The following is a 24,987-nucleotide window of genomic DNA, read 5'->3' as shown; positions in this document are numbered from 1 at the left end:
GACCCGTGAGGAGCTGTGCCGTGTCCACTCTGACGATCTTCACCTCTGTTCCCGCCCAGGCCGCCGCCGAGGCCACCGCCCCTGCCGCCGCCTACGGACGGTTGATCCCCGCCGTGCTCGGCGCCGACCTCGAAGTGCCGGTCAAGGGCGGCCGGCTGGTGAGCTACGCCAACCTCGACTACGCGGCCAGCGCCCCCTGTCTCGAGCCGGTCAGCGCCGCCGTCGCCGCCGCGCTCCCGGCCTACTCCAGCGTCCACCGCGGCGCGGGCTACGCCTCCCAGCTCACCACCGCCCGCTACGAGCAGGCCCGGCACACGGTCCGGGCCTTCGTCGGCGCCCGCCCGGACGACTCCGTCATCTTCACCCGCAACACCACCGACGCCACCAACCTGCTGGCCGGCTGCCTGCCCGAGGGCACGACCGTCGTCGTCTTCGACTCCGAGCACCACGCCTCGCTGCTGCCCTGGGAGCGGTCCGTACGCCTGGCGCCGCCCGCCTTCCCCGGCGAGGCCGTCCGCGCCGCCGACGAGGCGCTGGCCGGGATCGAGGGCCCCAAGCTGCTCGTGGTCACCGCCGCCTCCAACGTCACCGGCGAGCTGTGGCCCATCGCCGCCCTCGCCCACATCGCCCACCGGCACGGCGCCCGGATCCTGGTGGACGCCGCCCAGCTCGTCCCGCACCGCAGGCTCAACCTGACCGCGCTCGACCTGGACTACGTGGCCTTCTCCGGCCACAAGCTGTACGCGCCCTTCGGCGCCGGCGTGCTGGTCGGACGCCGTGACTGGCTGGCGGCGGGCGAGCCGTACCTGAAGGGCGGCGGCGCGGTGCGCTCGGTGGGCGAGACCACCGAGTGGCACGACGACCCCGAGCCCCGCCACGAGGCCGGCACCCCCAACGTGCTCGGCGCCATCGCCCTGGCCGCCGCCTGCGACGCGCTCACCGCCACGGGGTGGACGGAGCTGGTGCGCGAGGAGGAGCGCCTGATCGCCCGGCTGCGTACCGGTCTGGCCTCGATCGCGGGGGTGCGCGAGCTGTCGTTGTGGGGCGCGGACCACCCGCGGGTGGGGATCGTGTCGTTCGTCGTGGACGGCTACTCGGCCCGGGAGGTGGCCGAGGCGCTGTCCGGCGAGTACGGCATCGGCGTGCGTGACGGGAAGTTCTGCGCGCACCCGTTCGTCCGGCACCTGCTGGGCACCTCCGATGGAGGTTGCGAGGACGGCACCGCCTCGGCGGTCCGCGCCTCCATCGGCATCGGCAGCACGCAGGAGCACGTCGACCGCCTGATCGAGGCCCTGCGCGACCTGGTCAGCCGCTGAGCTCAGCGGTTGGGCGGCTTCTGCTGGTGCGGCTCGTCGGACACCAGGGCGTCGATGTCCCTCATGTCCTCGTCGTTGAGATGCCCGGGACGCGGCGCGTTGGGCTGCCTCGGCACGTTGGGCTGCTCGGCCTCGCCCTCGGGCCGGGCCGGCGTCGTCGGGCCGCCCTCTGGCCTGACCTGCGTGGCCGGTCCCTCGGTGACGACCGTCGTCGGCTCGGCGCGGCGGGCCGGCCGGTGCGCGGCGAGGTCGTCCTCGGCGATCTGGCGTTCCCTGCGGCGGCGGTACGTCGAATGGAAGATGCCGTCGAGGCCGATGCGGCCGCCGCCCAGCGCGGCGAGCATCAAGGACAGCGCACCGAGCGCGCCCGGCAGCTCCCATCCCCCGGTCTGCGCCAACACCCCGTGTCCGGCGTGCACGAAGACGATCGCGCCGATCATGTCGATGAGCAGCAGCAACGCCACCGGCCGGACCAGCAGGCCGAGGATCAGCAGCGCGCCGCCGACCAGCTCCACGATGGCGGCGAAGCCGGCCGACAACTCGGGCATGGGCACGCCCATCTCCCGGAACTGCCCCGCCGCGGCACCGAGCCCGCCCTGCCACTTCTGCCAGCCGTGCGCCACGAAGATCACCCCGAGTACCACCCGGGAGATCAGGGCCGCCACATCAAACAGGACTCTCTTCACAGTGCTTTCTCCCCCCGTTCCCGGTATTGATCCCCATGTCTGGCTTCGGGATGCGTTGCCATACGATTCCTTGACCATCCCCCACGCTGGATCACCCCGTGGGACGGTGGCAGCATGGGCCCTATGACGGAACGCGTGGTCGGGATCGGCGCCGGCGCGAAGGAGCTGGCGACCGAGGACATGATCCTCAACATCGGCCCCCAGCATCCCTCCACGCACGGCGTGCTCAGGCTCCGGCTCACCCTCGACGGCGAGCGCATCGAGACGGCCGAGCCGATCATCGGCTACATGCACAGGGGCGCGGAGAAACTGTTCGAGGTCCGCGACTACCGCCAGATCATCATGCTCGCCAACCGGCACGACTGGCTGTCGGGGTTCGCCAACGAACTGGGCGTCGTGCTGGCCGCCGAACGGCTGCTCGGCATGGAGACGCCGGTCAGGGCCGTGTGGGCGCGTACGCTGCTGGCCGAGCTCAACCGGGTGCTCAACCACCTGATGTTCCTCGGCTCCTACCCCCTCGAACTGGGCGCGATCACCCCCGTCTTCTACGCCTTCAACGAGCGCGAACGCATCCAGGCCGTCATGGAGGAGATCTCCGGCGGGCGCATGCACTACATGTTCAACCGGGTCGGCGGCCTCAAGGAGGACCTGCCGCTCGGCTGGCTCGACCGGGTCGCCGAGGCCGTCGCCGAGACCCGCCGCCGGGTGCCCGACATCGAGGGCCTCATCCTGAACAACGAGATCTTCCTGGCCCGCACCAAGGGCGTCGGCGTGCTGTCCCGCGAGCAGATCCTCCAGTACGGCGTCAGCGGGCCCATCGCGCGCGCCTCCGGCGTGGACCTCGACCTGCGGCGCGACGACCCGTACCTGGCCTACGGGGAGCTGCCGGTCACGGTCGTCACCCGGCGCGACGGCGACTGCCATGCCCGGTTCGAGGTGTTGTTCGAGCAGCTCAAGGTCTCGCTCGACCTGGCCGACGCGTGCGTCGCCCGGCTGCGTGAGCTGCCTCCCGGGCCGGTCAACCAGCGCCTGCCGAAGGTGCTCAAGGTGCCCGAGGGCCACACGTACGCGTGGACCGAGAACCCGCTCGGCATCAACGGCTACTACCTGGTCTCCAAGGGCGACAAGACGCCGTGGCGGCTCAAGCTGCGCTCGGCGTCGTTCGGCAACGTCCAGGCGCTGCGCGAGCTGCTGCCCGGGAACCTGGTGGCCGACATGATCGCCATTCTGGGCTCGATGTTCTTCGTCGTGGGTGACATCGACAAGTGAGCACTCCCGAACGCGACAAGTACGTCGACTGGCTGCGCGCCCTCAGCCTCATCGTCGTGGTGGTCTGGCACTGGGCGTTCACGATCCTGGAGTGGAAGCCCAGCGGGCCCGAGCCCACCAGCCCGCTCGGCTTCACCTCCGGGTTGTGGATCCTGACCTGGCTGCTCCAGGTGCTGCCGCTGTTCTTCTACGTCGGCGGCCACGTGCACCTGCTGTCCTGGAACCGGGCCCAGGCGCGCGGCGTCGGCATCGGGTCGTTCGTCTGGCGGCGCATCCGCGCGCTGTCCCTGCCCGCGCTGTTCCTGTGCGGCGTGTGGATCTCCGTCGGGGCGATCGTCACCTGGGCGTCCCACGTGGAGTGGATGTGGCGGGTGGTGCTGCTCGTGCTCAGCCCGCTGTGGTTCCTCGGCGTCTACCTGGTGCTGATCGCGCTGCTGCCGGTGGCGCTGTGGCTGCACAGGCGCTACGACGTGCTGGCCCTCATCTGGCTGGGCGGCTCGGCCCTGGTCGTCGACGTCGTGCGGTTCCGCTACGGCTACGAGTGGGCCGGCTGGCTCAACATGATCATCGTCTGGGGTCTGGCCCACCAGGCGGGCTTCTTCTACGACCGGATCGTCGTCCTGCCCCGGCGGTACGACGTCGGCATCCTGTGGACCGGCCTGTTCGCCCTGATCGGCCTGGTCTACTCGGGCATCTATCCGGGCTCGATGGTGGGCGTGCCGGGCGACAAGTGGTCGAACATGGCGCCGCCCACGTTCGTCATCGTCGCCCTGCTGATCTTCCAGATCGGCCTGGTCGAGGTGCTGCGCCCGGCCATGGAACGCGTGCTCGAACGCCCCCGCTGGGCCCGTGCCAACTCCTTCATCAACCGCTACGCCCTGCCGCTGTTCCTCTTCCACACGACCGGCATGGCGATCGCCTTAGGGCTGTCGTGGTGGTTGTTCGGCAACCTCGGCACGAAGATCCCGCCCGACCTGAAGTGGTGGCTGGAACGGCCGATCGCCATCGTCGGGCCGCTGATCTGCACGCTGCCGGTCATCTACCTCTTCGGCCGCCGCCGTTAGTCGGGTTTGCGCTCGTCGGAGTCCTTCGGGATCCGGCAGCAGTGTTCGAGGTACAGGGCCGCGCAGACGAGCACCACGCAGGCCACGAACGACCCGGCCGCCACGAAGAACTCCGAGCGCGGCGTCTCCCGGTCGAAGATCTGCAGCGTGTACGCGGCGAACCCGGCGAACATCCCCGCGAACACCGCCCCCGCGTACGCCGACGCCTTGGCCAGCGCCGCCAGCCGGGCCACCGCCAGCGGCTCGACCGGCTTGGTGTCGGGTTTCCTGGCGATCCTGGCCTTGGTCACCCATCCGCTGTAACCCTCGCCGAGGGCGAGCAGCAGCACGGTCGGGATGGCCGTCCAGGGGATGATGGGCAGGTCGGAGTAGAAGTGCCGGACCGCCGCCCAGACGACCAGGGCGACGACGAGCAGGAGAGCGGCCAGCCGGCCGGGATGCGTCGGCTTCAATCGGGCCTCTGCAGCTTCAGGTCGTCACGCAGGCGCACACCGTGCCGGTCGAGCTCGGCGAGCAGGTCGGCCACCCGGCCCCTGCCCGGCACCGTGGCCTCGGGGTCGATCACCGACCAGGGCACCAGCACGAACGCCCGCTCGTGGGCCCGGGGATGCGGCAACGTCAGCTCGGGGTCGTCGGACACGGTCTCGCCCACGACGATCAGGTCGACGTCGAGCGTACGCGGCCCCCACCGCTCCGCACGCACCCGGCCGAAGGCGTTCTCCACGCCCAGCGCCCGCTCCAGCAACGTACGCGGCGGCAGGGCGGTCTCGGCGACGACGACCGCGTTGAGGTACGGCTCCTGGCCTCCCGGCCCCCCGACCGGGTCGGTCTCGTAGACCGGGGACGCCTTGACGAACTCCAGGCCCGGGGCGTCGAACAACGTGTCGATGGCTCCCTGCAACGTCTGGAACCGCTCGCCCAGGTTGCTGCCGAGAGCGAGGACGGCCTTCATGCGCGGCTCCGCTCGATCGTCACGATCACATCGTCGAACGGCAGCGGGATCGGCGCCGCCGGTTTGTGCACGCTCACCTCGACCTTGTGCACCAGCTCACTGGCCAGGCAGACGTCGGCCAGCCGCTGGGCCAGCGTCTCGATCAGCTCGACCGGCTCGCCCTCGACCACCTCGACCAGCGCCTGCGCCAGCTCGCCGTAGTGGACGGTCTTGGTGAGGTCGTCGCCGGCCGCCGCCGGGGCGGTGTCGAGGAACAACGTCGCGTCGATCACGAACTCCTGGCCGAGCTCCCGCTCGGCGGGCAGCACGCCGTGCCTGCCCCTGGCCCGCAGGCCCTTGAGAGCGATGCGGTCAGACCTCAAGCTCGCCCTCCTCGTCCTCGTCGTCGTCTCCCTGGAGCACCGGGGAGCCGTGGTGCATCCACAACCGCCAGCCCTGCGGGGTGCGGATGTAGACGTTGCTCGCCACCACCTTGCCCGCGGCGAAGCTGGACTCACCCTCCTCGCCCGCCGTCAGGATGTTCTCCACGCAGGTGAGCACGGCCACGTCGCCCAGCACGGTGGTGTTGACGTCGGTCAGCACGAACTGGATGTAGGTGGTGTTGGCCATGATCAGCGCCCACGACCGCAGCACCTCCGACCGGCCGGTCAGCAACGTCCAGCCCGGATGGACGCAGCTCACCTGGTCGTCGGCGGTGTCCTCGGCCCAGATCTCGGTCATCTTGTCGAGATCGGCACTCTCGATCGCGGTGTAGAACTCCTCGTTGACCGTCTCTATCGCGGCAGTGTCGACGCTCATGTGCCTGCTCCGGCTCTCTTCCATGCGGCCGCCACGCGCACGGCATCGGCATTGGGACCTACCTCGTGCACGCGCACGCACCAGGCCCCCGCCTGAGCCGCCAGCGCGGTGACCGCCAGCGTTGCGTCGTCGCTCCTGCTGAACGGGCGGGGCGCGCCGTCGGGGCCGGCCAGCAGCCGCCCGAGGAACCGCTTGCGCGAGGCCCCGATCAAGAGCGGGAAGCCCAGCTCGGCGAGCTGCGGGATGCCGGCCAGCAACGCCCAGTTGTGTTCGGCGTTCTTGGCGAAGCCGAGGCCGGGGTCGAGCACGATCTGCTCGGGGGACACCCCCTCGGCCAGCACGAGATCGACCCGCTTGCTGAGCTCCTCGCGCACCTCTGTCACGACGTCGGCGTAGACGGCGCGGCTGTCCATGTCATGGCTGTGGCCGCGCCAGTGCATCACCACGTAGGGCGCTCCCGTCGCGGCGACCACGCGCGGCATCTCGGGGTCGGCCAGGCCGCCGCTGACGTCGTTGACGAGCCTGGCGCCCGCCTCGACCGCGGCCCTGGCCACCTCGGCACGCATCGTGTCGACGCTGACGGCCACGCCCTCGGCGTCGAGCGCCCGGATCACCGGGACGACCCTGGCCAGCTCCTCCTCCAGCGGCACCCGCGCGGCGCCGGGACGGGTGGACTCACCGCCCACGTCGACGATGTCGGCCCCCTCCCGCACCAGGTCGAGCCCGTGCCGGACGGCGGCCTCCGCGTCGAACCACAGGCCGCCGTCGGAGAAGGAGTCGGGGGTCACGTTGACCACGCCCATGACGAGGCACCGCTCCGTACCACCCGGCACGTTGATGGGCACGCTAGTCATGGGGCAAGCCTAGGCGTTCCCCCACACCTGCCGACATCTCGGGTCCCCAGTTGTGGATAACGATCGTCACCTGCCGAGAATCAGCGCCATCGCCTCGGAGCGGGTCTTGTCGCTGGTACGGAAGTCGCCGCGGACCGCCGACGTGACCGTCTTGGCCCCCGGCTTGCGCACGCCGCGCATCGTCATGCACAGGTGTTCGGCCTCGACCACCACGATGACCCCGCGCGGCTCCAGCACCCGCATGAGAGCGTCGGCGATCTGCGACGTCATGCGCTCCTGCACCTGCGGACGGCGGGCGAAGACGTCGACCAGCCGGGCCAGCTTCGACAGCCCGGTCACCTGGCCACGCTCGTTGGGGATGTAGCCCACGTGGGCCACGCCGTGGAACGGGACCAGATGGTGCTCGCAGGTCGAGTAGACCTCGATGTCCCTGACCAGCACCATCTCGTCGTGGTCGACGTCGAAGACCTTGTTGAGCACGTCCTCGGGGGTCTGGCCGAGCCCGGAGAACTGCTCGGCCATCGCGCGGGCGACCCTGGCGGGCGTCTCGAGCAGGCCGTCGCGGTCGGGATCCTCGCCGATGCCGTAGAGGATCTCGCGTACGGCCTTCTCGATCCGCCCCAGGTCCACCTCGTGCTGGGTCACGCACTGTCTCCGGACTGGAAGGCGTCCTGGTGGCCGGAGGTGAGCGAGCCGTTGGCCGACTGCTCCTTCGGGGTCAGGATCGGCGGGCGGTCGGAGGGCAGCCGCTTGCCGTAGCCCGCGTAGGAGGGCCGGTGCTCCTTGACGACCACCGGGGCGAAGATCTGCAGGACCTGCTCGCGGGAGAGGGTCTCCTTCTCCATGAGCTCCAGCACCAGGTTGTCGAGCACGTCGCGGTATTCGACCAGGATGTCCCAGGCCTGGTCGTGCGCCGTCTCGATCATCCGGCGGACCTCCTCGTCGATGGAGGAGGCGATCTTCTCGGAGTAGTCGCGCTCGTGGCCCATCTCGCGGCCGAGGAAGACCTCGGCCTGGCCGGTGCCGAACTTACGGGCGCCGAGCTGCTCGCTCATGCCGTACTCGGTCACCATGCGGCGGGCGACCGCCGTGGCCTTCTCGATGTCGTTGGAGGCGCCGGTGGTGGGCTCGTGGAAGACGAGCTCCTCCGCCGCGCGGCCGCCGAGCAGCATCGCGAGCTGGTCCATCATCTCGGACCTGGTGGCCAGGAACTTGTCCTCCATGGGCAGCGTCATCGTGTAACCGAGCGCGCGACCGCGGGACAGGATGGTGATCTTGTGGACCGGGTCGGAGTTGGGCAGCGCGTGCGCCACCAACGCGTGACCGCCTTCGTGGTAGGCGATCATCTTCTTCTCCTTGTTGGACATGACCCGCGACTTGCGCTCGGGCCCTGCCATGACACGGTCGATCGACTCCTCGAGGACCTCCATCGTGATCAGCTTCTGGTCGGCCCGCGCGGTGAGCAGGGCCGCCTCGTTGATCACGTTGGCCAGGTCGGCGCCGGTGAACCCGGGGGTGCGGCGCGCGATGACGTCGAGGTCGACGTCGGGCGCGAACGGCTTGCCGCGACCGTGGACCTTGAGGATGCCCTTGCGGCCCTCCAGGTCGGGACGGTCGACCGTGACCTGCCGGTCGAACCGGCCCGGACGCAGCAGCGCCGGGTCGAGGATGTCGGGCCGGTTGGTCGCGGCGATGAGGATCACGCCGCCCTTGACGTCGAAGCCGTCCATCTCGACGAGCAGCTGGTTGAGGGTCTGCTCGCGCTCGTCGTGACCGCCGCCCAGGCCGGCGCCGCGGTGGCGGCCGACGGCGTCGATCTCGTCGATGAAGATGATCGCGGGAGCGTTGGCCTTGGCCTGCTCGAACAGGTCGCGCACGCGGGAGGCGCCGACGCCGACGAACATCTCGACGAAGTCGGAGCCGGAGATCGAGTAGAAGGGCACGCCCGCCTCGCCCGCGACCGCGCGGGCCAGCAGGGTCTTGCCGGTGCCGGGCGGGCCGTAGAGCAGCACGCCCTTGGGGATCTTCGCGCCGATCGCCTGGAACTTGGCCGGGGCCTGCAGGAACTCCTTGATCTCCTGGAGCTCCTCGATGGCCTCGTCGGCGCCCGCGACGTCGGCGAACGTGGTCTTGGGGGTGTCTTTGGTGATGAGCTTGGCCTTCGACTTGCCGAAGTTCATCACCCGGGAGCCGCCGCCCTGCATCTGGTTCATGATGAACAGGAAGATCAGCACGATGATGACGATCGGCAGGAAGCTCACCAGGATGCTGAGCAGGAAGTTCTCCTGGGGCACCTCGGTGGTGAAGCTCTTCGTCTTGTTGGCGTCGACCTGGGCCTGCAGCTCGTCGGTCAGCTTCGCGCCGTAGCCGCTGACCCAGTTGGCCTGGATCAGCTTCGCCGGGGCGTCACCCGGCCGCACGACGATCGGCTTGATGAGGGTGAGCTCGACCCGATTGTCCTTGTCGACGACCTTGGCGCTGGTGAAATTGCCGGCGCGAATCTGCTGGAGGACCGTGGACGTGTCGGCCTGCTTGAAATTGCCCCCGCCGCTCCAGAGCTGGGTGACGAGCAGGAGCAGCACGACGATGCCCAGGATCCACAGCAGTGGCCCACGTGTAAATCGCTTGAGATCCATCCGATGCGGAACCCCTTGCGGGCCCGTCCCTTCCTGACCATGGCCTGGAACCCCGGGCTGGCCCGGGGCCGCGGCATCCGACACCGCGACTTCTGACTACCCGAAGGGGACTTGCGGTCACCCTTCCGGAGTCTGAAGGTACACCGGCATGGCGCACGGAGGGACCCGCCCGCTACACCGGTCTTGCCCTATCAACGTACGTCACGTTGCGCGATGTTCCCGGCCATGGCCGGGATTACTACTTATAAACGTGCGGCGCGAGCGTTCCGATGAACGGCAAATTGCGGTAGCGCTCCGCGTAGTCGAGCCCGTAGCCGATGACGAACTCGTTGGGAATGTCGAAGCCGACGTATTTCACGTCCATCGGCACCTTCACCGCGTCGGGCTTGCGCAGCGCGGCGCAGATCTCCAACGACGCCGGATTGCGCGACTTCAGGTTTTCCAGCAGCCAGTGGAGGGTCAGGCCCGAGTCGATGATGTCCTCGACGATCAGGACGTGGCGGTTCAAGATGTCGGTGTCGAGGTCCTTCAGCACCCGCACGACGCCGGAGGACTTGGTGCCCGCGCCGTAGGACGACACCGCCATCCAGTCCATCTGCACCGGCACGTGCAGGGCTCTGGCCAGGTCGGCCATCACCATGACCGCGCCCTTCAGCACGCCCACGAGCAGGACGTCCTTGCCCGCGTAGTCCTCGTCGATGCGCCCGGCAAGCTCTTTGATCTTGGCCTGGAGATCGTCCTCGGGGATGAGGACCTTCTCGAGGTCTTTGCCCATGTCGGCAGCGTCCACCTGTGGTTCCTTAAACGATGGGACTGATGGCGAGTATCAGGGTGCCATACCGCCGAACTGCGGACAGACCTCCGGGTAGATCCACCGCCTTCTGCCCGTGCCATTGGGTGACCAGCCGATCGACCGCCAGCACGTGGGTGGCGGAAAGCGCGCCGGACGGCGTGCCCGCCGCGATGGCCGCGCGCCGCAGCACCCTGCGGCGCACCGCGTCGGGCAGTTTCTCCAACTCGGGTACGGAGAGGATGACGGACTCTCCGATATCGCTAAGAGCGCAATTCGGGAACGCCGATTCGGCCCACTGGTCGAGGGCGTCGGCGTCCTCCCGCGCCATTCCGGCGGTTCGCGCGAGCGCCTCGGTCACCCCCGGGCCGAGTTCCTCGTCGAGCATCGGCAGGATCCGCTTCCTGACGCGGACGCGGGTGTAGCGCGGGTCGTCGTTGTGCGGGTCGTCCCAGGGGACGAGGGACATGGCCGCGCAGGCGGCGACCGTCGTGGCCCGGGACAGGTCGAGGAAGGGCCGGCGGTAGCGGCCCGCACGGGCGGCCATGCCGGAGATCGAGCGCAGCCCGCTCCCCCTGGCCAGGCCCAGCAGGACGGTCTCGGCCTGGTCGTCGCGGGTGTGGCCGAGCAGGACGGCGGCGGCCCGCAGGCGGTCGGCCGCCTCGGCCAGCGCGGTGTACCTGGCCTCGCGGGCGGCGGCCTCGGGACCGCCGTCGGTGCCGACGGTGACGGTGAGCACCTCGGCCGGGGCCAGGCCGAGGCCGGCGGCGATGCCGGCGACCTGCCGGGCGCGGTCGGCCGAGCCCGGCTGGAGCTGGTGGTCCACCGTGACCAGGCCCGCGCGCAGGCCGGCGCGGGGGGCGACGAAGGCCAGCGCCGCGGCCAGGGCCAGCGAGTCGGCGCCGCCGCTGCACGCGGCCAGCACCAGCGCGCCGGTGCCGGCGAGGTCGGTCAGCGCCTCGCGGACGGCCCGGCGCACGTCGGCGACGGCTGGACGGGGACCCACAGGAGCCATTGTCCCGGCCGCCGGAACCGGCCGCACGCCACGCGCCCGGGTTCCTCGGGACGGGAAGGTCAGGCGGGCAGGGCAGGGGTGCCGATGACGCGGTGGATCCAGGCGTCGGGGTCGGCGATCTCGGGGGTCGTGGGCAGGGTCTCCGGGGAGGTCCAGACCTTGTTGAAGCCGTCCATGCCGACCCGGTCGACCACCTTGCGGACGAACGCGGAGCCCTCGGCGTACTGCTTCATCTTGACCTCGATGCCCAGCAGGCGCCGCACCGTGCGGTCGAGCCGGGAGCCGCCCTCGCGGCGCTGGGCGAACTTGGCGCGGATCTCCGAGACCGACGGGACCACCGAGGGGCCCACGGCGTCCATGACGAAGTCGCCATGGCCCTCCACCAGGGTCATCACGGCCGTCAGGCGGTCGAGGATCTCCTTCTGGGCGGGCGACTGGATGGCGTCGATCAGGTTGCCCTCGCCGCCCCTGACCACGTCGGCCACCGTGTCGGCGGCGTTGCGCAGGCGGTCGAGGAGCGTGGGGAGGTCGAGGTCGGAGGCGAGGAGGAACTCGGTCATCTGCGACCTGACGTACTCGCGCAGCCAGGTCACGCCGGTGAACTGCACGCGGTGGGTCTCCTCGTGGAGGCACACCCACAGGCGGAAGTCGCGGGGCACGACGTTCATCTCGCGCTCGGCGTGGACGATGTTGGGCGCCACGAGCGTCAGGCGGCCGGTCGCCTCCTGGCCGGTCGGGTCGGGCGGCAGGAACAGCTCGTACTGGCCGAGCACCCGGGAGGCGAGGAAGGCGAGGACGGCCCCGACCTCGACGCCGGTGATGCGCGAGCCCACCGCGGTGACGATGGCGGGCGGCGGGTTGTCTCCGCCGCCCATGCGCTGGGTCAGCGGTTCGAGGACCACGCGGAAGCCCTCGACGTTGGCCTTGATCCAGCCCGGCCGGTCGACGATGGTCGCGGGCTGCGGCGCGGTCTCGGTGTGGATCTTCGTGAACTCGCGCACGTGGCCCTCGGCCTCACGTGACAGCGTGCGGAGCTCGGCGACGGCCTGCCTGGCCTCCTCCTTGCTCACCTGAGGACCGGGGCGCACCAGGCGCGTGCCGGTCGTGACGGCCAGATCCCAGTCGATCACCTGCATGACGTCCACCGTACGTTGTTCTCGTCACGCCTGCGAAGAAGCGGCGGTCAGGATCGCGCGACGATCGCGGCGAGCTTGTCGAGCACGGGCTCGGCGTTCACCGGCACGTCGTCGGCCAGGAAGGCGAAGGTGACCAGCCGGCCGTCTTTGGTGGTGGCCAGGCCGGCCAGGGTGTTGACGTTGTTGAGCGTGCCGGTCTTGGCTCGTACGAGGCCGACCTGGCCCTTGCTGTCGGCGCGGGTGAAGCGCCTGCCGTTGCCCAGCGTGCCGGAGAAGCCGGCGATCGGCATGCCCGAGTCGACGGCCCGCAGCTCGGGATGCCCGGCCGAGCCGGCGATGGCGATGATCCTGGCCATGGCGTCGGCGCTGACCCGGTTGCGGATGGACAGGCCGCTGCCGTCGGCGACGCTGACGCCCTTGGTCACGCCGAGCCGCCGCATGACCCCGATCACCGCCTCGGCGGCCCCGGCGTACGACGCCTCCTTGCCCTCCTTGATGGCGACGTGCCTGGCCAGGGCCTCGGCCATGTCGTTGTCGCTGTGGGTCAGGGTGTGCTCGACCAGGGCGTACAAGGGGGCGGAGTCGACCTTGCCCAGCTCGGCGGCGCCCGCCGCGGCCCGTTCCTGGCGGATGTCCTTGGAGACGGTGACGCCGTACCTGGGCAGCAGGCGGGCGAAGGCGGCTGCGGCGGTCGCGGCCGGGTCGGACACGCGGGGCCGGGCGCCGGGCCGCTGGCGTCCCTCGTCCATGGCCAGGGCGTGGACGGGGGCCGCCTCGCCGTCGGGCACGTAGTTGGGCTTCCAGCCGGGCGCGATGGCCGGCCCGGTGAACAGGCTGTCGTCGTAGGAGAGCGTGACCTTCCTGACGCCCTTGGCCTTCAGCGCGGCGGCGGTCCTGGAGGCCAGGGTGGCGAGCGAGGCCTGCCTGGGGTAGCCGGGCCTGGCCGACGGCCCGGCGAGCAGCGGGTCGCCGCCGCCCACCAGGACGATCGCGCCGGGCGCGCGGCCCTGGACGACGCGGGTGGAGAAGCGGGTGTCGGGGCCCAGCGAGGCGAGCGCCGCCGTGGTTGTGACGATCTTGTTCGTGGAGGCCGGGGTGATGCCAGTGTCGGGGTTGGAGGCGAAGATCCGGCCGCCGGTGGCGGCGTCGAGCACGACCGCGCCCACCCGGCCGCCGAGTGCTTTGTCACCCAGCGCGTCGGTGAGCTGGCGGGTCAAAGTACTCTTAGTCGGGAGAGGTCCGTCTCCTGACGTCGCCGAAAGCTGGGCCAGCACAGGCCCCGAGGTGACCACGGGGGCGGGGGGGATTCCCCGGGGAGACGCCGTCGGCCCGATCGGTGACGGCTGCCTCGTCAGCGCGCTCAGGTTGAAGTCGCTGGTCATGGCGTAGACGCCGATGACGATCGTGACGATCTGGAGCACGGCGAGAGTGGCCAGCATCATCGAACGCTCGTGCCGCGCCACGTCGCCTGACCTCTCTCCTGGTGTTCGCCTACGAGACATTAACGCCCAGCCGGGACTTCCCGGGGGCCTTGAGCGGAGGAACCGCGGTGGAGTTCGACGTTGTCGTTGAGATTCCCAAGGGGCAACGGAACAAGTACGAAGTGGACCACGAGACCGGAAAGATCAGGCTTGACCGGCTCCTGTTCACCTCCACGCAGTACCCCGCCGACTACGGCTTCATCGAGAACACCCTCGGCGAGGACGGTGACCCGCTCGACGCGCTGGTGCTGCTCCAGGAGCCGACGTTCCCGGGGTGCTACATCACCTGCCGCGCGGTCGGCATGTTCCGGATGACCGACGAGAAGGGCGGCGACGACAAGGTCCTGTGCGTGCCCTCGACCGACCCCCGGATGCACCACATCCAGGACATCCACCACGTGTCGGAGTTCGACCGGCTGGAGATCCAGCACTTCTTCGAGGTCTACAAGGACCTTGAGCCCGGCAAGTCCGTCGAGGGCGCCAACTGGGTCGGGCGCATCGAGGCCGAGGCCGAGATCGAGCGCTCGTTCCACCGGGCCAAGGACGCGGGTCACCACTGATCCTCACCGGGGCCTGGTGGCGCCCACCAGGTCCCCTCTCCAGATCGGGGCGACCCGCACCACGTCGCCGGTCTGGGGGGCGTGCACCATCTGGCCCTGGCCGACGTAGATGCCCACGTGGTGGATCGTGCCGGGGTCGTCGGTGATGCGGCCGAAGAACAGCAGGTCGCCGCGGCGGAGCTGGTCCAGCGGCACGTGCGGGCCGGAGGTCCACTGGGTTCCGGTCCAGTGGTCCAGGCGCACGCCCACCTGTTCCCAGGCGCGCATGACCAGGCCGGAGCAGTCGTAGGTGTCGGGGCCCGCGGCGGCCCACACGTACGGCTTGCCGAGCTGGGTCAGCGCCCAGTTGGCGGCCAGGTTGCCGCCCGCCGACCCCGCCGCCAGGCCGGCCACCGACAGGGCCAGGGTCCGCCGTCTGGCCAGCAGCTCGGCGTGGCTGCGGGCGGCGTTCACCCGGTGCTGGAGCTGCCGCCGCTCCACCCGGAGGGTGCGCGTCTCGCGACGCTGCCGGGCCACGGCCGCCTCCGCGGCCAGCTTCGCCCGCCGGGCGCGCTCCGAGGCGGCCTGCCGGGCGTCGTAGGCGTTCCGCGCCTGCGTCCGGAGGATGGCGGCGACCTCCTGGGCGTCGCTCATCCTGCGCAGGATCTGGGCCCGCTCGTCGCCGAGCTGGCCGAGCACGCTCGCCCGGTGCAGGAAGCCGTCGACGCCGCCCTCGTCGATGAGCATGCCGACGATCGGGTCCATCGCCGTCATCCCGCCGTAGCTCTGCGCCGCGAGCAGCGCGACGGCCTGCCGGGCGCGCTCGGCCTCGGCGTCGGCCGCCGCCTGACGCGCCTGGGCCTGTGCGTACGACTGCTCGGCCTGCCGGGCCCGGACCAGCTCGCCGTTGTACGCCTCCACCTGCCGTTCCACGGCCGCCGCCAGCTCGTCGAGCCTGGACTGGGCCGCGGCCAGCCCGGCGCTGGCCACCCCCAGCTCTTTCGAGCGGACGCGGGCGGCCTCGCGCGCCTTCTTCACGTCCTTGGCCGACGGCATGGGGTCGGCCAGCACCGGCGGGCCCGAAGTGAGCGGGCACAGAGCGGCCAGCAGGACGCACGCCAGGAGCCCAGCCCGAAATACGCGCATAGGTCCCCCCGGAAACAGATGGTTACTCTATGCACACAGTTCCCACCGCTTTCCTGCACGTAACGTCATCACCGCAGGCGGAAGAGCCGTTCTATCCAAGGACGGATCCCGATGACCACCGGCCGGGCGGCCCGCGGGTAGGTGAAGACGGGGGTCTGGACGCCGTACGCGGCGTGCAGCTCGGCGGCCTTGCACCAGTCGGCGGTCACGCGGGCCGCGGCCCACGCCGCCGCGATGGCCGGTCTGGCCTCCGGGTGGCGGTCGTAGGTCTGGAAGAGGGTCATCGCGGCGTCGGCGGCGGCGTGACCGTCGCCCGGGTAGGCGGTGCCCGCCAGGTAGGGGGCGGTGACCCGGCCGCCGTGGCAGGTGTCGAGCACCCAGGTCCAGTTGGCCGTCACCAGCCCGAGCACGGGCTCGGGGACGTCGGCGGCGGCGCCGTACATGCGTTCCTGGCGGGGGCCGGTCAGGCGGCGGGCGTCCCACAACCAGTCGAGCTCGTCCGGTTGCGGGCCGCCGGCCAGCCAGGACAGCACCGCCAGACCGCGCGCGGTGCGCAGGCGGCACAGGTCGAGCACGTGGCGCAGCATGCGGGGGCCGCGGTCGAGCCAGGTCGGCCAGTCGACGCGGTGACCCCTCGGCACCAGCTCGGCCACCCGCCCCGGGACGGGCAGCGGGCAGACCCGGCGCCCCAGGTGCGCATCCTGACGCACCTGGAACGCCTCCACGGCGCGCGGGTCCCGCCGCGGCTCCGGAACCTCCACGGCCCCCTCGGCGCGCGGGTCCCGGCGCGGCTCCGGAACCTCCACGGCCCGCTCGGGGTGCCGGTCGTGGTGCGGCTCCCACGCCTCCATGGCGTGCTCAGCCGCTCTCGACGGGGGTGACGGGCTGCTCGGTGGGGGTGTGCGTGGGGGCGGGCGTGGCCGTCTCCGAGGGCGTGGTGGTGGGCACGGGCGTCTCGGTGGGCGTCGGGGCGGGGGTGGGGGTCGGCACCGGCGGGGTCCGGGTGGGCGGGCGCGTGCCCGGGTCGCCGTGCGGCGGGTGACCCGGCTCACCGTGCGGCGGGTGACCCGGACGGCCGGTGCGGCCGGGCTGACCGGGCTGGCCGTACGTCGGGTCGCCGGGGTTCTCGCCCGGCGGTTCGACCTGCGGCGGGCCGTCGGGCGTCGGCTGCGGCTCGCCGGGCGCGGACTCGGCGGGCGGCGCGGTCGCGTACGTGGGCAGCAGCACGGCCAGCGGCACCGGCGTCGTCGAGCCGAGCATGCCGAACGGCTCGGGAGCGGCGCTGTCGAGGATGGGCTCTACGGTCAACTGGGCGTCCTGCGGGTCGGGTTGCCAGGGCAGTCTGATGCCGGGCGGCTCGCCGGTGGCGGGGAACGCGGCCGTCGCCACCCCGGCGAGACCGCCGTTGTCCTTGCCGAACTGGTTGAAGATCACTGCTATCGCCACCACGGTCGCGACCGCCGCCAGCGCGCCCGCCACCGCCTGAGGCCACCTTCGAGCCGCCGTCTGCGTGGGAACGGGAAATCCGGCGGCGTCCAGGGAGGCCGTGCGCCGGGCGACGTAGCGGCGGTAGGGCAGCAGTTCGGGGTCGGCGAAGCAGCTCATGACCCTGATGCGCAGCGCCTCGGGGAGCGCGGCGGCGGGCAGCAGGCCGAAGACCTTGGCGGCCGAGGCCTGGCGGGCGCGGTGGGGGGCGCAGACCTCGCAGCGGGCGACGTGCCCGACCAGGTGCTCGCGCATCTCCCTGGTGAGGTCGCCGGTGAAGCCGGCCAGGATCCGGGCCCGGCGCGGGCAGTCGTAGGGGCCCTTGCGCGCCAGGATCTCGGCGGTGACGGCGTCGGTGAGATGATCGCGCGCCTGCTCCCTGGCCTGCTCGACCTGGCGCGGCGGGATCGCGAGCACCTGGGACAGCTCGGCGGTGTCCAGCGCGTGCCTGGTCGCCAGCTCCAGCACCTCGCGGTCGGCGACGGGCAGGCTCACGACGGCGTTCCAGGCCATGAGCCGCAGGTCGGCGTCGGCCGGGTCGTCGAGCGGCGGGGCCTCGGCCAGGGCCTCGTCGGCGCCGGGCGGCGCGGCCATCCGGCGGCGCAGGCATTCCTGCCTGGCCAGGGCGAGCAGCCAGACCCGGAACCTGTCGGGCTGGGACAGCGCGCCCGCGTGCGCCTCGGCGGCGATCAGCGTGTCGCGCAGGGCCACCTGGGCGCTGTCGATGTCGAGGAGGAGGGACCAGCAGTAGCGGTAGACACTCTCCGCGTGCGTGTCGTAGAGCGCGGCGAGGGCTCCCGGGTCGCGGGTGCGGAGTGCCTCCACCAGGACGCGGTCATTCATGTGACCGAAGGTAATGGATCGGTAACTAGTAGTTCTACCGGTTCCGCCGCTTGTCTACCGCGACCCCGCCAATTTCCCAACCTATTTGTTCGGACTAATACCGATTATTGCTTTACCTGCCCCATGGCTTCGCTCCCACGGTCCACCGCGAAGGGCTCGGAGGTGGGCTTGACCGTGTGCACCGGGAGCGCGCCGCCCATCGCCAGGTCCTCGTAGGGACGGCCGGTCGAGCCCCAGGTCCGGGCGGTGACGTCGGTCTTGACGACCTTGCTGCCCTTGGGCAGTCCGGCCACGGTGAGGATGAACCTGGGCGGGCTGCCGGCCTTCACGTCGTCCACGAACGTGCTGCCGCCGCCGAGCAGTTTGCCCGCCGCGTCACGCAGCAACGCGTTCACCACCAGGCTGCTCGCCGGCAATTGATACGGATTCCCGACATAGCCGGTAATAAGGTAAGAGCCGTCTTTTTGGCGCATTGTCTGGACGCGCGTGATCGGGAACGACTGGAACGACGACGGGATGCGCGCGGCGGACCGCCACTGCGCCGGACGGTACTGGATGGTCACCTTCACCGGCTTCTCGGCGGCGGACGCCTGGCCGGTGAAGGCCAGGGAGCCGCCCGGCGGCACGGCGTCGAGCGGCTGGTCCATGCGCACCACCTCGGTGCCGGCGGCGTCGCGGCCCACGATGGTGGCCACCACGTGCTCGCCGAAGTGCCACGGGTTGGCGTTGCTGAGCACGCCCGCCCAGTTGACGGCGTAACCGTCGGTGGACTTGGCGATGTTCGAGACCTGCTCCTTGAGAACGAGCGGCTTGAGCGATTGGGCTGGCTGGTCCTCACTTGAACAACCGGCGAGGCAGATCGCCCCGAGTGCGAGGAGGCTGACGGTTCGGCTACGCGGGATCACTTTGCCGTGATAACCCGTGCATGGGCACGGCTGGCAGATGACACGCGCCGGGCGTACCAACTCTTTAACGCCTCCGGACGACCCTCGTCTCGTCCCACACCGGCTCGGACGACTCATAGACGGTGCCGTCGGAGCCGAAGACCAGGAAACGGTCGAAGTCGGCGGCGAACCAGCGGTCGTGGGTGACCGCCATGACCGTGCCGTCGAACGCGTCGAGGCCCACCTGGAGCGCCTCGGCGCTGGCCAGGTCGAGGTTGTCGGTCGGCTCGTCGAGCAGGAGCAGCGTGGCGCCCGACAGCTCCAGCAGCAGGATCTGCAGCCGCGCCTGCTGGCCTCCGGACAGCGTGTCGAACCGCTGCTCGGCGATCAGCCCGGCCAGCTCGTAGCGGGCCAGCGTCTTCATGGCCTCGTTCTTGAGCTTGGCGTGCTCGCTCATCACGATCTCGACCGGGGTGCGGCCGAGCAGGTCGGGCCTGGAGTGGGTCTGGGCGAAGTGCCCCGGGACGACCCGGGCGCCGAGCCTGGCCACGCCGGTGTGCGCGACGGGCTCGCCGGCCACCAGGCGCAGGAAGTGGGACTTGCCCGAGCCGTTGGAGCCGAGGACGGCGACCCGCTCGCCGTACCAGATCTCCAGGTCGAACGGGCGCATCAGGCCGGTCAGCTCAAGGCCCTCGCAGATGACCGCGCGCTTGCCGGTGCGGCCGCCGCGCAGGCGCATCTTGATGTTCTGGTCGGCGGGGGCCTGCTCGGGCGGGCCCGCCTCGACGAACCTGCGCAGCCGGGTCTGGGCCGCGTGGTAGGGGGCGGCCATGCCGTCGTTGTACCTGGCCTTGTTCTTCAGCATGTTGACCAGGGCCTTGAGCTTGGCGTGCTCTTCGTCCCAGCGCCTGCGCAGCTCGTCGAGCCGCTCGTTGCGGGCCTTGCGGGCCTCGGCGTAACCGGCGAAGCCGCCGCCGTGGATCCAGATGTTGCCCGACTCGACCGTGACGATGCGGTCGGCGGCGTTGGCGAGGAGCTGGCGGTCGTGGCTGACCAGCAGCACCGTCTTGGACGTCTCGCGGAGCTGCTGCTCCAGCCACTCCTTGCCGGGCACGTCGAGGTAGTTGTCGGGCTCGTCGAGCAGCAGGGTCTGGTCGGGGCCGCGCAGCAGCGCCTCCAGGACGAGCCGCTTCTGCTCGCCGCCGGACAGGGTGGCCACGTCGCGGTACTTCACCCGGTCGAACGGGACGCCGAGGGCCGAGACCGTGCAGGTGTCCCAGAGCACCTCGATCTCGTAGCCGCCGGCGTCGGTGTAGTCGCTGATGGCCTGCGCGTAGCGCATCTGCGCCTTCTCGTCGTCGCGCTCCATCATCACCAGCTCGGCCGCGTCGAGCCGCTCGGCCGCCTGCCGCACGGCCGGCGGGGCGACGCCGAGCAGCAGGTCGCGGACGTTGCTCCCGTCGCGCACGTTGCCGATGAACTGCCGCATCACGCCCAGCCCGCCGGAGCTGGTCACGCTGCCCTCGACGGGCTCCAGGTCGCCCGCGACCAGGCGCATGAGCGTGGTCTTGCCCGCTCCGTTGGGCCCGACGAGCGCGGCCTTGACACCGTCGCCGATCCGGAAGGAGACGTCGTTGAGCAGGGGCCTGCCGTCGGGCAGCACGTACGTCAGATGTCCTACTTCAACGTGGCCCATCCGGGCAGGTTACCGGCCGCGCTCGACCACCGGCACCCGGTTTTCGGCCGGTGATCCGGGGGCCCTGGACAGCAAGTGATCTAATGACTAGAACTGTACGGGACTCCCCCAGCCCCTAGGAACCGGTGATGACGCGATTCCGCTCCTCCCTCGTCCCCCTCGCCGTCGCCTTGCTCGGCCTGGTCGCCGTCCCGCAGCAGGCGTGGGCCGCGCCGCCCAAGCCCGTGCCTCCCTCGGCCGCCGTGACGCGGGAACCGTCCGGGCCGGTCTCGGCGTGCGCGCCCACCGTGCGCGGCGCGTCCGTGGACGCCCGGCTGACCAGCCTGTTCACCTCGTACGGCAACGACAACAGCCGTCTGGACGACTGGACGGGAGCCGACGGCACCTACTCGCTCCGGCTGCCCAACGGCCGTGAGCTGTGGGTGTTCTCCGACACCTTCCTCGGCCAGGTCAACGCCGACGGCTCCCGGCCGCCCGTCGTCGAGGAGGGCGGCAGCACCGTCTTCCTGAACAACTCCTTCGCCGTAGAGCGGAACGGGCGGCTGTCCACCGTCCACGACGGCACGGCCGCGAAGCCCGAAGCCGTGATGCCGCCGCGCGACGACAAGCACTGGTTCTGGGCCGGGGACGCCACGCTGGCGGGCGGCCTGGTCGAGGTCACCTACCAGGAGTACGAGCGGTTCGGCTCCGGCGCGTGGGACTGGCGCTGGCACCGCAACGTGGTGGCCAGGTTCGCGCCCGGCCGGCTCGACCAGCCGATCAGCGTGCACGACCTGCCCTCGGGCCACGGCGTCTCCTGGGCCTCCGGCCTGCTCAAGGACGGCGGCTACACCTACGTGTACGGCGTCGAGGACCTCGGCTCGGCCAAGTACATGCACCTCGCCCGGGTAAGGGGCCAGAGCCTGCTGGGCACGTGGGAGTTCCGCACGGCCGACGGCTCGTGGTCACCGGACGAGACCGACTCGGCCCGGATCATGGGCGGAGTGGCGAACGAGTACAGCGTCACCCGGGTCGGATCCGGATATGTCCTGATCACGCATGACACCACCGAGGTGCTCAGCCCCAACATCGTGGCCTACTCCTCCTGCTCGCCCACCGGCCCCTTCACCGGCAAGCAGCACGTCTACACCACCCCCGAGACCAGCGGGAACGTCTTCACCTACAACGCCCACGCCCATCCCGACGTCGCCGGGAACGGCCTGGTGGTCTCCTACAACGTCAACAGCTTCGTCAACACCGACCACTACCGGGACGTGTCCATCTACCGGCCCAGGTTCCTGGATGTGACGTTCGGGTGAGGCGCAACTGGGCGGCGCGCCTTCGGCACCTCACCCTCGACGGGCTGCGGGCGGTCACGCTGGAGAACGAACGGCTGCGCGTGACCGTCCTGCCGGACAAGGGCGGCGACGTGGTGGAGTTCCTCCACAAACCCACCGACACCGACTTCGTCTGGCTCTCCCCGCAGGGCCTGCGCGACCCGCGCGACCACCGTCACGGCGCGGCCGACGACGTCGCCCAGTTCGTCGACCACTACGAGGGCGGCTGGCAGGAGGTCTTCCCCAACGGTGGCGCGCCGAGCGAGTACCGGGGCGCGCGCCTGGCCCAGCACGGCGAGGTCGCCGGGCTGCCGTGGTCGTGCGAGGTGGTGGCCGACTGCGCGGAGGAGGTCGCGGTGCGGCTCGCCGTGCGGACGCGGCGGCTGCCGTACCGGGTGGAGAAGGTGTTCCGGCTCCGGTCGGGGACCGCCGCGCTGGAGGTCGAGGGGCGGGTGACCAACGAGGCGGACCTCGCGCTGCACGCGATGTGGGGCCAGCACATCGTCTTCGGGGCGCCGTTCCTGCGGGCGGGCGCGCGGATCCGGCTGCCCGAAGGCGTGCGGGTGATCCCGCACGCGGCGCCGATCGGCCCGGCCGGGCGCCGGGTGCGGGCCGGCGGCCCGTGGCGGTGGCCGGTGGTGCCCGCCGACGGGGGCGGGGAGACGGACCTGAGTGTGGTGCCGGAGCGGGGCGGGCCGAGCGACATCGTCTACCTCACGGGTTTCCCGGAGGGTTGGTACGAAATTTCAGGGGATATCGGTATCCGGGTGGAGTGGGATGCGACGCTCCTCCCCTACCTGTGGATGTGGCAGGAGCTCGGCGCGTCCACCGGCTATCCCTGGTGGGGGCGGGCCTGCACGCTGGGGCTCGAACCGTTCGCCGGCATGCCGACCGACGGTCTGGCCGCCGCCGTGGCCAACGGGAGCGCCCTGTCGCTCGGACCGCAGGAGACCAAGGTGTCGAGATGGCGCGCGGAGGTGCTGGCGTGAGTGAGTTTTCCGGCAAGGTGGCGCTGGTCACCGGCGGGTCGATGGGCATCGGGCGGGCGGTGGTCGACCGGCTGGCCGACGGCGGCGCGAACGTGGTGTTCTGCGGCGTGGACGAGGCCGCGGCGCTCGACAGCGAGCACGTCACCGGCGTCGTCGCCGACGTGCGCCGGGCCGGCGACCTGCGCGACCTCGTGGACCTGGCCGTGACCAGGTACGGCGGCCTCGACGTCGTCGTCACCTGCGCCGGCGTCCAGCGGTACGGCACGGTGGAGGACACCCCGGAGGAGGTGTGGGACGAGGTCATGGACGTCAACCTCAAGGGCGTCTACCTCACCTGCAAGGCCGCCGTGCCGAGGCTCAGGGAACGCGGCGGCGGCTCGATCGTGGTCATGTCGTCGGTGCAGGCGTTCTCGTCGCAGGCGCAGGTGGCCGCCTACACCGCGAGCAAGGCCGCCCTGAACGGCCTGACCAGGGCCATGGCGCTCGACCACGCGGCCGACGGCATCCGGGTCAACGTGGTCTGCCCCGGCTCGGTGGACACCCCCATGCTGCGCTGGGCGGCCGACCTGTGGCGGGGCGACCTGTCGCAGGAGGAGCAGGTCGAGCAGTGGGGGAAGGCCCATCCGCTGGGCCGCGTGGGCCGTCCTGAGGAGGTGGCCGAGCTGGTGGCGTTCCTGGCGGGGCCGCGTTCGTCGTTCATCACCGGGGCCGAGCACCGTGTGGACGGCGGCCTCCTGGCCCGGAACCCGGCCGCGCTCCCCGACTAGGTCGAGTAAGTCCCCAGTCGCCTCCCGATCCTGGCAATCGTTGCGTCAATGCGGCGAAGTACCAGGTGGTGAGCCTGGTAACCAAGTTCTCTGCGTGTATTCAGAGGGTGGGTCCCGAGCCCCCTCACCACACGCTTGGTACGGGTTCCAGAAACGACTCACCGATCTAGGAGAGACCTGTGAGGCTCACCAAGAAGGCCGTCGGCTTCATCGCCGCGGCCGCGCTGTTCACCGTGGTCGTCCCGGCTGCCGCGGCGGCGGCCAGCCCACGCTCGACGTGCTACGGCGGCCGCGTCTGCCTGTACGCCGGTTTCGACTACAACCGCGGCCAGAGCGACCACTGGCGCGACTTCACGGCCGACGACTCCGACCTGGCCGACAACAACTGGCTGAACTGGGACTTCAGCAACACCTGGCACAGCATGGACAACGAGACCAGCTCCGTCAGGAACCGGGTCGGCTGCAGCGCCACCCTCTGGCAGCACGCCGACTACACCGGTGCCCACAGCACCTTCACCCACAACTCCAACGACGGTTACCTGTCGAACAACGCCATCGGCAACAACCGCACCAGCTCGATCGACATCTGGTGCCGCTGAGAAATAACGGGAGTGCCGGTTTCCGGGCTTGGCCGCCGGAAACCGGCTGTCGCGGCCTCCTCGCGGGCGCGCTGCTGCTGTCCGTCGCGGCCTGCGCCGCCGGCGAGCCCGTACGCGAACGGCCCCCGGCGGGCGTGACCTCGGTGTCGCAGCTCGTGTTGCCGTTCGACGCCTACAAGCCGACTCCCGAGCAGCGGGCCGTCCTGGGCAATGCCCACAACCACCTGGTCGCGCGGTGCATGAGCCGCCGCGGCCTCACCGTCACCCCACCCGCGGAGGACGCCGCCGAGCTGGCGGCGATCGACCCGGGCAACTCCCGCCGCTACGGCGTCGTGGACACCTCGGCCGCCCAGCGGTACGGCTACCACCTGGCCAGGCCCCCGTCCCCGGACACCACCGGCTCCTGGGTCAACAAACTGCCCAAGCACACCCGCCACCGCCTGTACGGCACCGCCGCCGACCGCGGCTGCCTCGACCGCGCCTCCGCGGAGCTGGAGGGCGGCACCCGCCAGGCGGACTGGCCCTGGCTGGGCCTGCAGGACTCGCTCACCCTGGAACAGGCCGCCAAGCACGGCGGCGTGGCCGCGGCGACCAGGCGCTGGCAGTCGTGCATGACCCAGGCGGGACACCCCTACCCGGACCCGGAGTCGGCGATCGCCGACACCCCCAGGAACCAGGAGCCGCGGGCCTGCTCGTAGGCCTGCGTGCGCTCGGGGTCGTAGGAGG

Annotated in this window: 26 protein-coding genes; 9 read left to right on the top strand and 17 right to left on the bottom strand. The window is 71.1% G+C overall.

The features are described 5' to 3' along the window. The first annotated feature begins 20 nt into the window (after positions 1 to 20). Positions 21 to 1,316: an aminotransferase class V-fold PLP-dependent enzyme gene (locus tag ABZ444_RS29530; protein WP_358003626.1), complete on the top strand. Its 1,296-nt coding sequence runs from the start codon at positions 21 to 23 to the stop codon at positions 1,314 to 1,316. Positions 1,317 to 1,318: 2 nt separating this feature from the next. On the opposite strand, the gene ABZ444_RS29525 is transcribed toward ABZ444_RS29530, so the two are convergent. Beyond that, complete coding sequence (locus ABZ444_RS29525; protein ID WP_358003623.1) at positions 1,319 to 2,002, bottom strand: DoxX family protein; 684 nt, start codon at positions 2,000 to 2,002, stop codon at positions 1,319 to 1,321. Between the two features lie 123 nt (positions 2,003 to 2,125). Between ABZ444_RS29525 and ABZ444_RS29520 the strand changes: the two genes are divergently transcribed. Both ABZ444_RS29520 and ABZ444_RS29515 read left to right on the top strand, forming a co-directional pair. Continuing rightward, complete coding sequence (locus tag ABZ444_RS29520) at positions 2,126 to 3,271, top strand: NADH-quinone oxidoreductase subunit D (RefSeq protein WP_358003620.1); 1,146 nt, start codon at positions 2,126 to 2,128, stop codon at positions 3,269 to 3,271. After that, positions 3,268 to 4,335 carry an acyltransferase gene (locus ABZ444_RS29515; RefSeq protein ID WP_358003617.1) on the top strand — a complete coding sequence of 356 codons (1,068 nt, stop codon included), beginning with the start codon at positions 3,268 to 3,270 and terminating at the stop codon, positions 4,333 to 4,335. Before ABZ444_RS29520 ends, ABZ444_RS29515 begins: the two co-directional genes overlap by 4 nt. Here the strand turns inward: ABZ444_RS29515 and ABZ444_RS29510 are convergent. The 11 genes from ABZ444_RS29510 to dacB form a co-directional block, all read right to left on the bottom strand. Then, positions 4,332 to 4,787 carry a DUF3180 domain-containing protein gene (locus ABZ444_RS29510; protein WP_358003614.1) on the bottom strand — a complete coding sequence of 152 codons (456 nt, stop codon included), beginning with the start codon at positions 4,785 to 4,787 and terminating at the stop codon, positions 4,332 to 4,334. The genes ABZ444_RS29515 and ABZ444_RS29510 overlap by 4 nt on opposite strands. Next, positions 4,784 to 5,287 carry a 2-amino-4-hydroxy-6-hydroxymethyldihydropteridine diphosphokinase gene (gene folK, locus ABZ444_RS29505; RefSeq protein WP_358003611.1) on the bottom strand — a complete coding sequence of 168 codons (504 nt, stop codon included), beginning with the start codon at positions 5,285 to 5,287 and terminating at the stop codon, positions 4,784 to 4,786. Before folK ends, ABZ444_RS29510 begins: the two co-directional genes overlap by 4 nt. After that, complete coding sequence (gene folB, locus ABZ444_RS29500; protein WP_352358554.1) at positions 5,284 to 5,649, bottom strand: dihydroneopterin aldolase; 366 nt, start codon at positions 5,647 to 5,649, stop codon at positions 5,284 to 5,286. Before folB ends, folK begins: the two co-directional genes overlap by 4 nt. Then, positions 5,639 to 6,085 (bottom strand): nuclear transport factor 2 family protein, encoded by a 447-nt coding sequence (locus tag ABZ444_RS29495; protein ID WP_358003608.1) that lies wholly within the window; start codon positions 6,083 to 6,085, stop codon positions 5,639 to 5,641. The genes folB and ABZ444_RS29495 overlap by 11 nt, the downstream gene beginning before the upstream one ends. Continuing rightward, positions 6,082 to 6,888 carry a dihydropteroate synthase gene (folP, locus tag ABZ444_RS29490; RefSeq protein ID WP_358003813.1) on the bottom strand — a complete coding sequence of 269 codons (807 nt, stop codon included), beginning with the start codon at positions 6,886 to 6,888 and terminating at the stop codon, positions 6,082 to 6,084. The genes ABZ444_RS29495 and folP overlap by 4 nt, the downstream gene beginning before the upstream one ends. 117 nt (positions 6,889 to 7,005) lie before the next feature. After that, positions 7,006 to 7,584 (bottom strand): GTP cyclohydrolase I FolE, encoded by a 579-nt coding sequence (gene folE / locus ABZ444_RS29485; protein ID WP_352318609.1) that lies wholly within the window; start codon positions 7,582 to 7,584, stop codon positions 7,006 to 7,008. Next, positions 7,581 to 9,575 carry an ATP-dependent zinc metalloprotease FtsH gene (ftsH, locus tag ABZ444_RS29480; RefSeq protein ID WP_358003605.1) on the bottom strand — a complete coding sequence of 665 codons (1,995 nt, stop codon included), beginning with the start codon at positions 9,573 to 9,575 and terminating at the stop codon, positions 7,581 to 7,583. The genes folE and ftsH overlap by 4 nt, the downstream gene beginning before the upstream one ends. 238 nt (positions 9,576 to 9,813) lie before the next feature. After that, complete coding sequence (gene hpt, locus ABZ444_RS29475) at positions 9,814 to 10,365, bottom strand: hypoxanthine phosphoribosyltransferase (protein ID WP_357702217.1); 552 nt, start codon at positions 10,363 to 10,365, stop codon at positions 9,814 to 9,816. 10 nt (positions 10,366 to 10,375) lie between these two features. Next, positions 10,376 to 11,380: a tRNA lysidine(34) synthetase TilS gene (gene tilS, locus ABZ444_RS29470; RefSeq protein WP_358003602.1), complete on the bottom strand. Its 1,005-nt coding sequence runs from the start codon at positions 11,378 to 11,380 to the stop codon at positions 10,376 to 10,378. A 59-nt stretch (positions 11,381 to 11,439) separates the two neighbouring features. After that, a complete protein-coding gene (locus ABZ444_RS29465) occupies positions 11,440 to 12,516 on the bottom strand; it encodes a zinc-dependent metalloprotease (protein ID WP_352358545.1) in 1,077 nt (358 codons plus the stop codon). A gap of 47 nt (positions 12,517 to 12,563) precedes the next feature. Further along, complete coding sequence (gene dacB / locus ABZ444_RS29460) at positions 12,564 to 13,979, bottom strand: D-alanyl-D-alanine carboxypeptidase/D-alanyl-D-alanine-endopeptidase (RefSeq protein ID WP_358003598.1); 1,416 nt, start codon at positions 13,977 to 13,979, stop codon at positions 12,564 to 12,566. Positions 13,980 to 14,065: 86 nt separating this feature from the next. On the opposite strand from dacB, the gene ABZ444_RS29455 reads away from it, so the two are divergent. Then, positions 14,066 to 14,557, top strand: a complete 492-nt coding sequence (locus tag ABZ444_RS29455; protein WP_352318598.1) for an inorganic diphosphatase — start codon at positions 14,066 to 14,068, stop codon at positions 14,555 to 14,557. Between the two features lie 3 nt (positions 14,558 to 14,560). Here the strand turns inward: ABZ444_RS29455 and ABZ444_RS29450 are convergent, their stop codons facing one another. The 5 genes from ABZ444_RS29450 to ABZ444_RS29430 form a co-directional block, all read right to left on the bottom strand. Further along, positions 14,561 to 15,682, bottom strand: coding sequence for a C40 family peptidase (locus ABZ444_RS29450; RefSeq protein ID WP_358003596.1), 1,122 nt, complete (start codon positions 15,680 to 15,682; stop codon positions 14,561 to 14,563). 68 nt (positions 15,683 to 15,750) lie between these two features. Beyond that, positions 15,751 to 16,533: a hypothetical protein gene (locus tag ABZ444_RS29445; protein WP_358003593.1), complete on the bottom strand. Its 783-nt coding sequence runs from the start codon at positions 16,531 to 16,533 to the stop codon at positions 15,751 to 15,753. Positions 16,534 to 16,540: 7 nt separating this feature from the next. Next, positions 16,541 to 18,010: a hypothetical protein gene (locus ABZ444_RS29440; protein WP_358003590.1), complete on the bottom strand. Its 1,470-nt coding sequence runs from the start codon at positions 18,008 to 18,010 to the stop codon at positions 16,541 to 16,543. Positions 18,011 to 18,114: 104 nt separating this feature from the next. Next, positions 18,115 to 18,915 carry a hypothetical protein gene (locus tag ABZ444_RS29435; protein ID WP_358003587.1) on the bottom strand — a complete coding sequence of 267 codons (801 nt, stop codon included), beginning with the start codon at positions 18,913 to 18,915 and terminating at the stop codon, positions 18,115 to 18,117. A 64-nt stretch (positions 18,916 to 18,979) separates the two neighbouring features. After that, positions 18,980 to 20,590, bottom strand: coding sequence for an ATP-binding cassette domain-containing protein (locus ABZ444_RS29430; protein WP_357975405.1), 1,611 nt, complete (start codon positions 20,588 to 20,590; stop codon positions 18,980 to 18,982). A gap of 128 nt (positions 20,591 to 20,718) precedes the next feature. On the opposite strand from ABZ444_RS29430, the gene ABZ444_RS29425 reads away from it, so the two are divergent. The 5 genes from ABZ444_RS29425 (at position 20,719) to ABZ444_RS29405 (ending at position 24,959) form a co-directional block, all read left to right on the top strand. Continuing rightward, complete coding sequence (locus ABZ444_RS29425; protein WP_358003584.1) at positions 20,719 to 21,888, top strand: DUF4185 domain-containing protein; 1,170 nt, start codon at positions 20,719 to 20,721, stop codon at positions 21,886 to 21,888. Beyond that, on the top strand, positions 21,885 to 22,895 hold the full coding sequence (locus ABZ444_RS29420) for a DUF4432 family protein (protein WP_358003581.1): 1,011 nt from the start codon (positions 21,885 to 21,887) through the stop codon (positions 22,893 to 22,895). Before ABZ444_RS29425 ends, ABZ444_RS29420 begins: the two co-directional genes overlap by 4 nt. Beyond that, positions 22,892 to 23,662 carry a glucose 1-dehydrogenase gene (locus ABZ444_RS29415; protein ID WP_358003578.1) on the top strand — a complete coding sequence of 257 codons (771 nt, stop codon included), beginning with the start codon at positions 22,892 to 22,894 and terminating at the stop codon, positions 23,660 to 23,662. Before ABZ444_RS29420 ends, ABZ444_RS29415 begins: the two co-directional genes overlap by 4 nt. Before the next feature lie 179 nt (positions 23,663 to 23,841). Continuing rightward, positions 23,842 to 24,261, top strand: a complete 420-nt coding sequence (locus ABZ444_RS29410; RefSeq protein WP_358003575.1) for a peptidase inhibitor family I36 protein — start codon at positions 23,842 to 23,844, stop codon at positions 24,259 to 24,261. Continuing rightward, entirely contained in the window at positions 24,252 to 24,959 is a 708-nt protein-coding gene (locus tag ABZ444_RS29405; protein WP_358003572.1) for a hypothetical protein, read from the top strand. Before ABZ444_RS29410 ends, ABZ444_RS29405 begins: the two co-directional genes overlap by 10 nt. The last annotated feature ends 28 nt before the right edge of the window (positions 24,960 to 24,987 follow it).

This window comes from Nonomuraea sp. NPDC005730 (assembly GCF_040630865.1).
In the GTDB taxonomy this organism is placed as follows: Bacteria; Actinomycetota; Actinomycetes; order Streptosporangiales; family Streptosporangiaceae; genus Nonomuraea.
This window is presented reverse-complemented; position numbering and strand designations above follow the sequence as displayed.

Excerpts from the sequence above, each read along its gene's own strand:
- ABZ444_RS29520 (WP_358003620.1), top strand. The coding sequence starts at position 2,126 with ATGACGGAACGCGTGGTCGGGATCGGCGCCGGCGCGAAGGAGCTGGCG.
- folK (WP_358003611.1), bottom strand. The coding sequence starts at position 5,287 with ATGAAGGCCGTCCTCGCTCTCGGCAGCAACCTGGGCGAGCGGTTCCAG.
- ABZ444_RS29495 (WP_358003608.1), bottom strand. The coding sequence starts at position 6,085 with ATGAGCGTCGACACTGCCGCGATAGAGACGGTCAACGAGGAGTTCTAC.
- folP (WP_358003813.1), bottom strand. The coding sequence starts at position 6,888 with ATGGGCGTGGTCAACGTGACCCCCGACTCCTTCTCCGACGGCGGCCTG.
- ftsH (WP_358003605.1), bottom strand. The coding sequence starts at position 9,575 with ATGGATCTCAAGCGATTTACACGTGGGCCACTGCTGTGGATCCTGGGC.
- tilS (WP_358003602.1), bottom strand. The coding sequence starts at position 11,380 with ATGGCTCCTGTGGGTCCCCGTCCAGCCGTCGCCGACGTGCGCCGGGCC.
- ABZ444_RS29465 (WP_352358545.1), bottom strand. The coding sequence starts at position 12,516 with ATGCAGGTGATCGACTGGGATCTGGCCGTCACGACCGGCACGCGCCTG.
- ABZ444_RS29450 (WP_358003596.1), bottom strand. The coding sequence starts at position 15,682 with ATGCGCGTATTTCGGGCTGGGCTCCTGGCGTGCGTCCTGCTGGCCGCT.
- ABZ444_RS29445 (WP_358003593.1), bottom strand. The coding sequence starts at position 16,533 with ATGGAGGCGTGGGAGCCGCACCACGACCGGCACCCCGAGCGGGCCGTG.
- ABZ444_RS29440 (WP_358003590.1), bottom strand. The coding sequence starts at position 18,010 with ATGAATGACCGCGTCCTGGTGGAGGCACTCCGCACCCGCGACCCGGGA.
- ABZ444_RS29430 (WP_357975405.1), bottom strand. The coding sequence starts at position 20,590 with ATGGGCCACGTTGAAGTAGGACATCTGACGTACGTGCTGCCCGACGGC.
- ABZ444_RS29425 (WP_358003584.1), top strand. The coding sequence starts at position 20,719 with ATGACGCGATTCCGCTCCTCCCTCGTCCCCCTCGCCGTCGCCTTGCTC.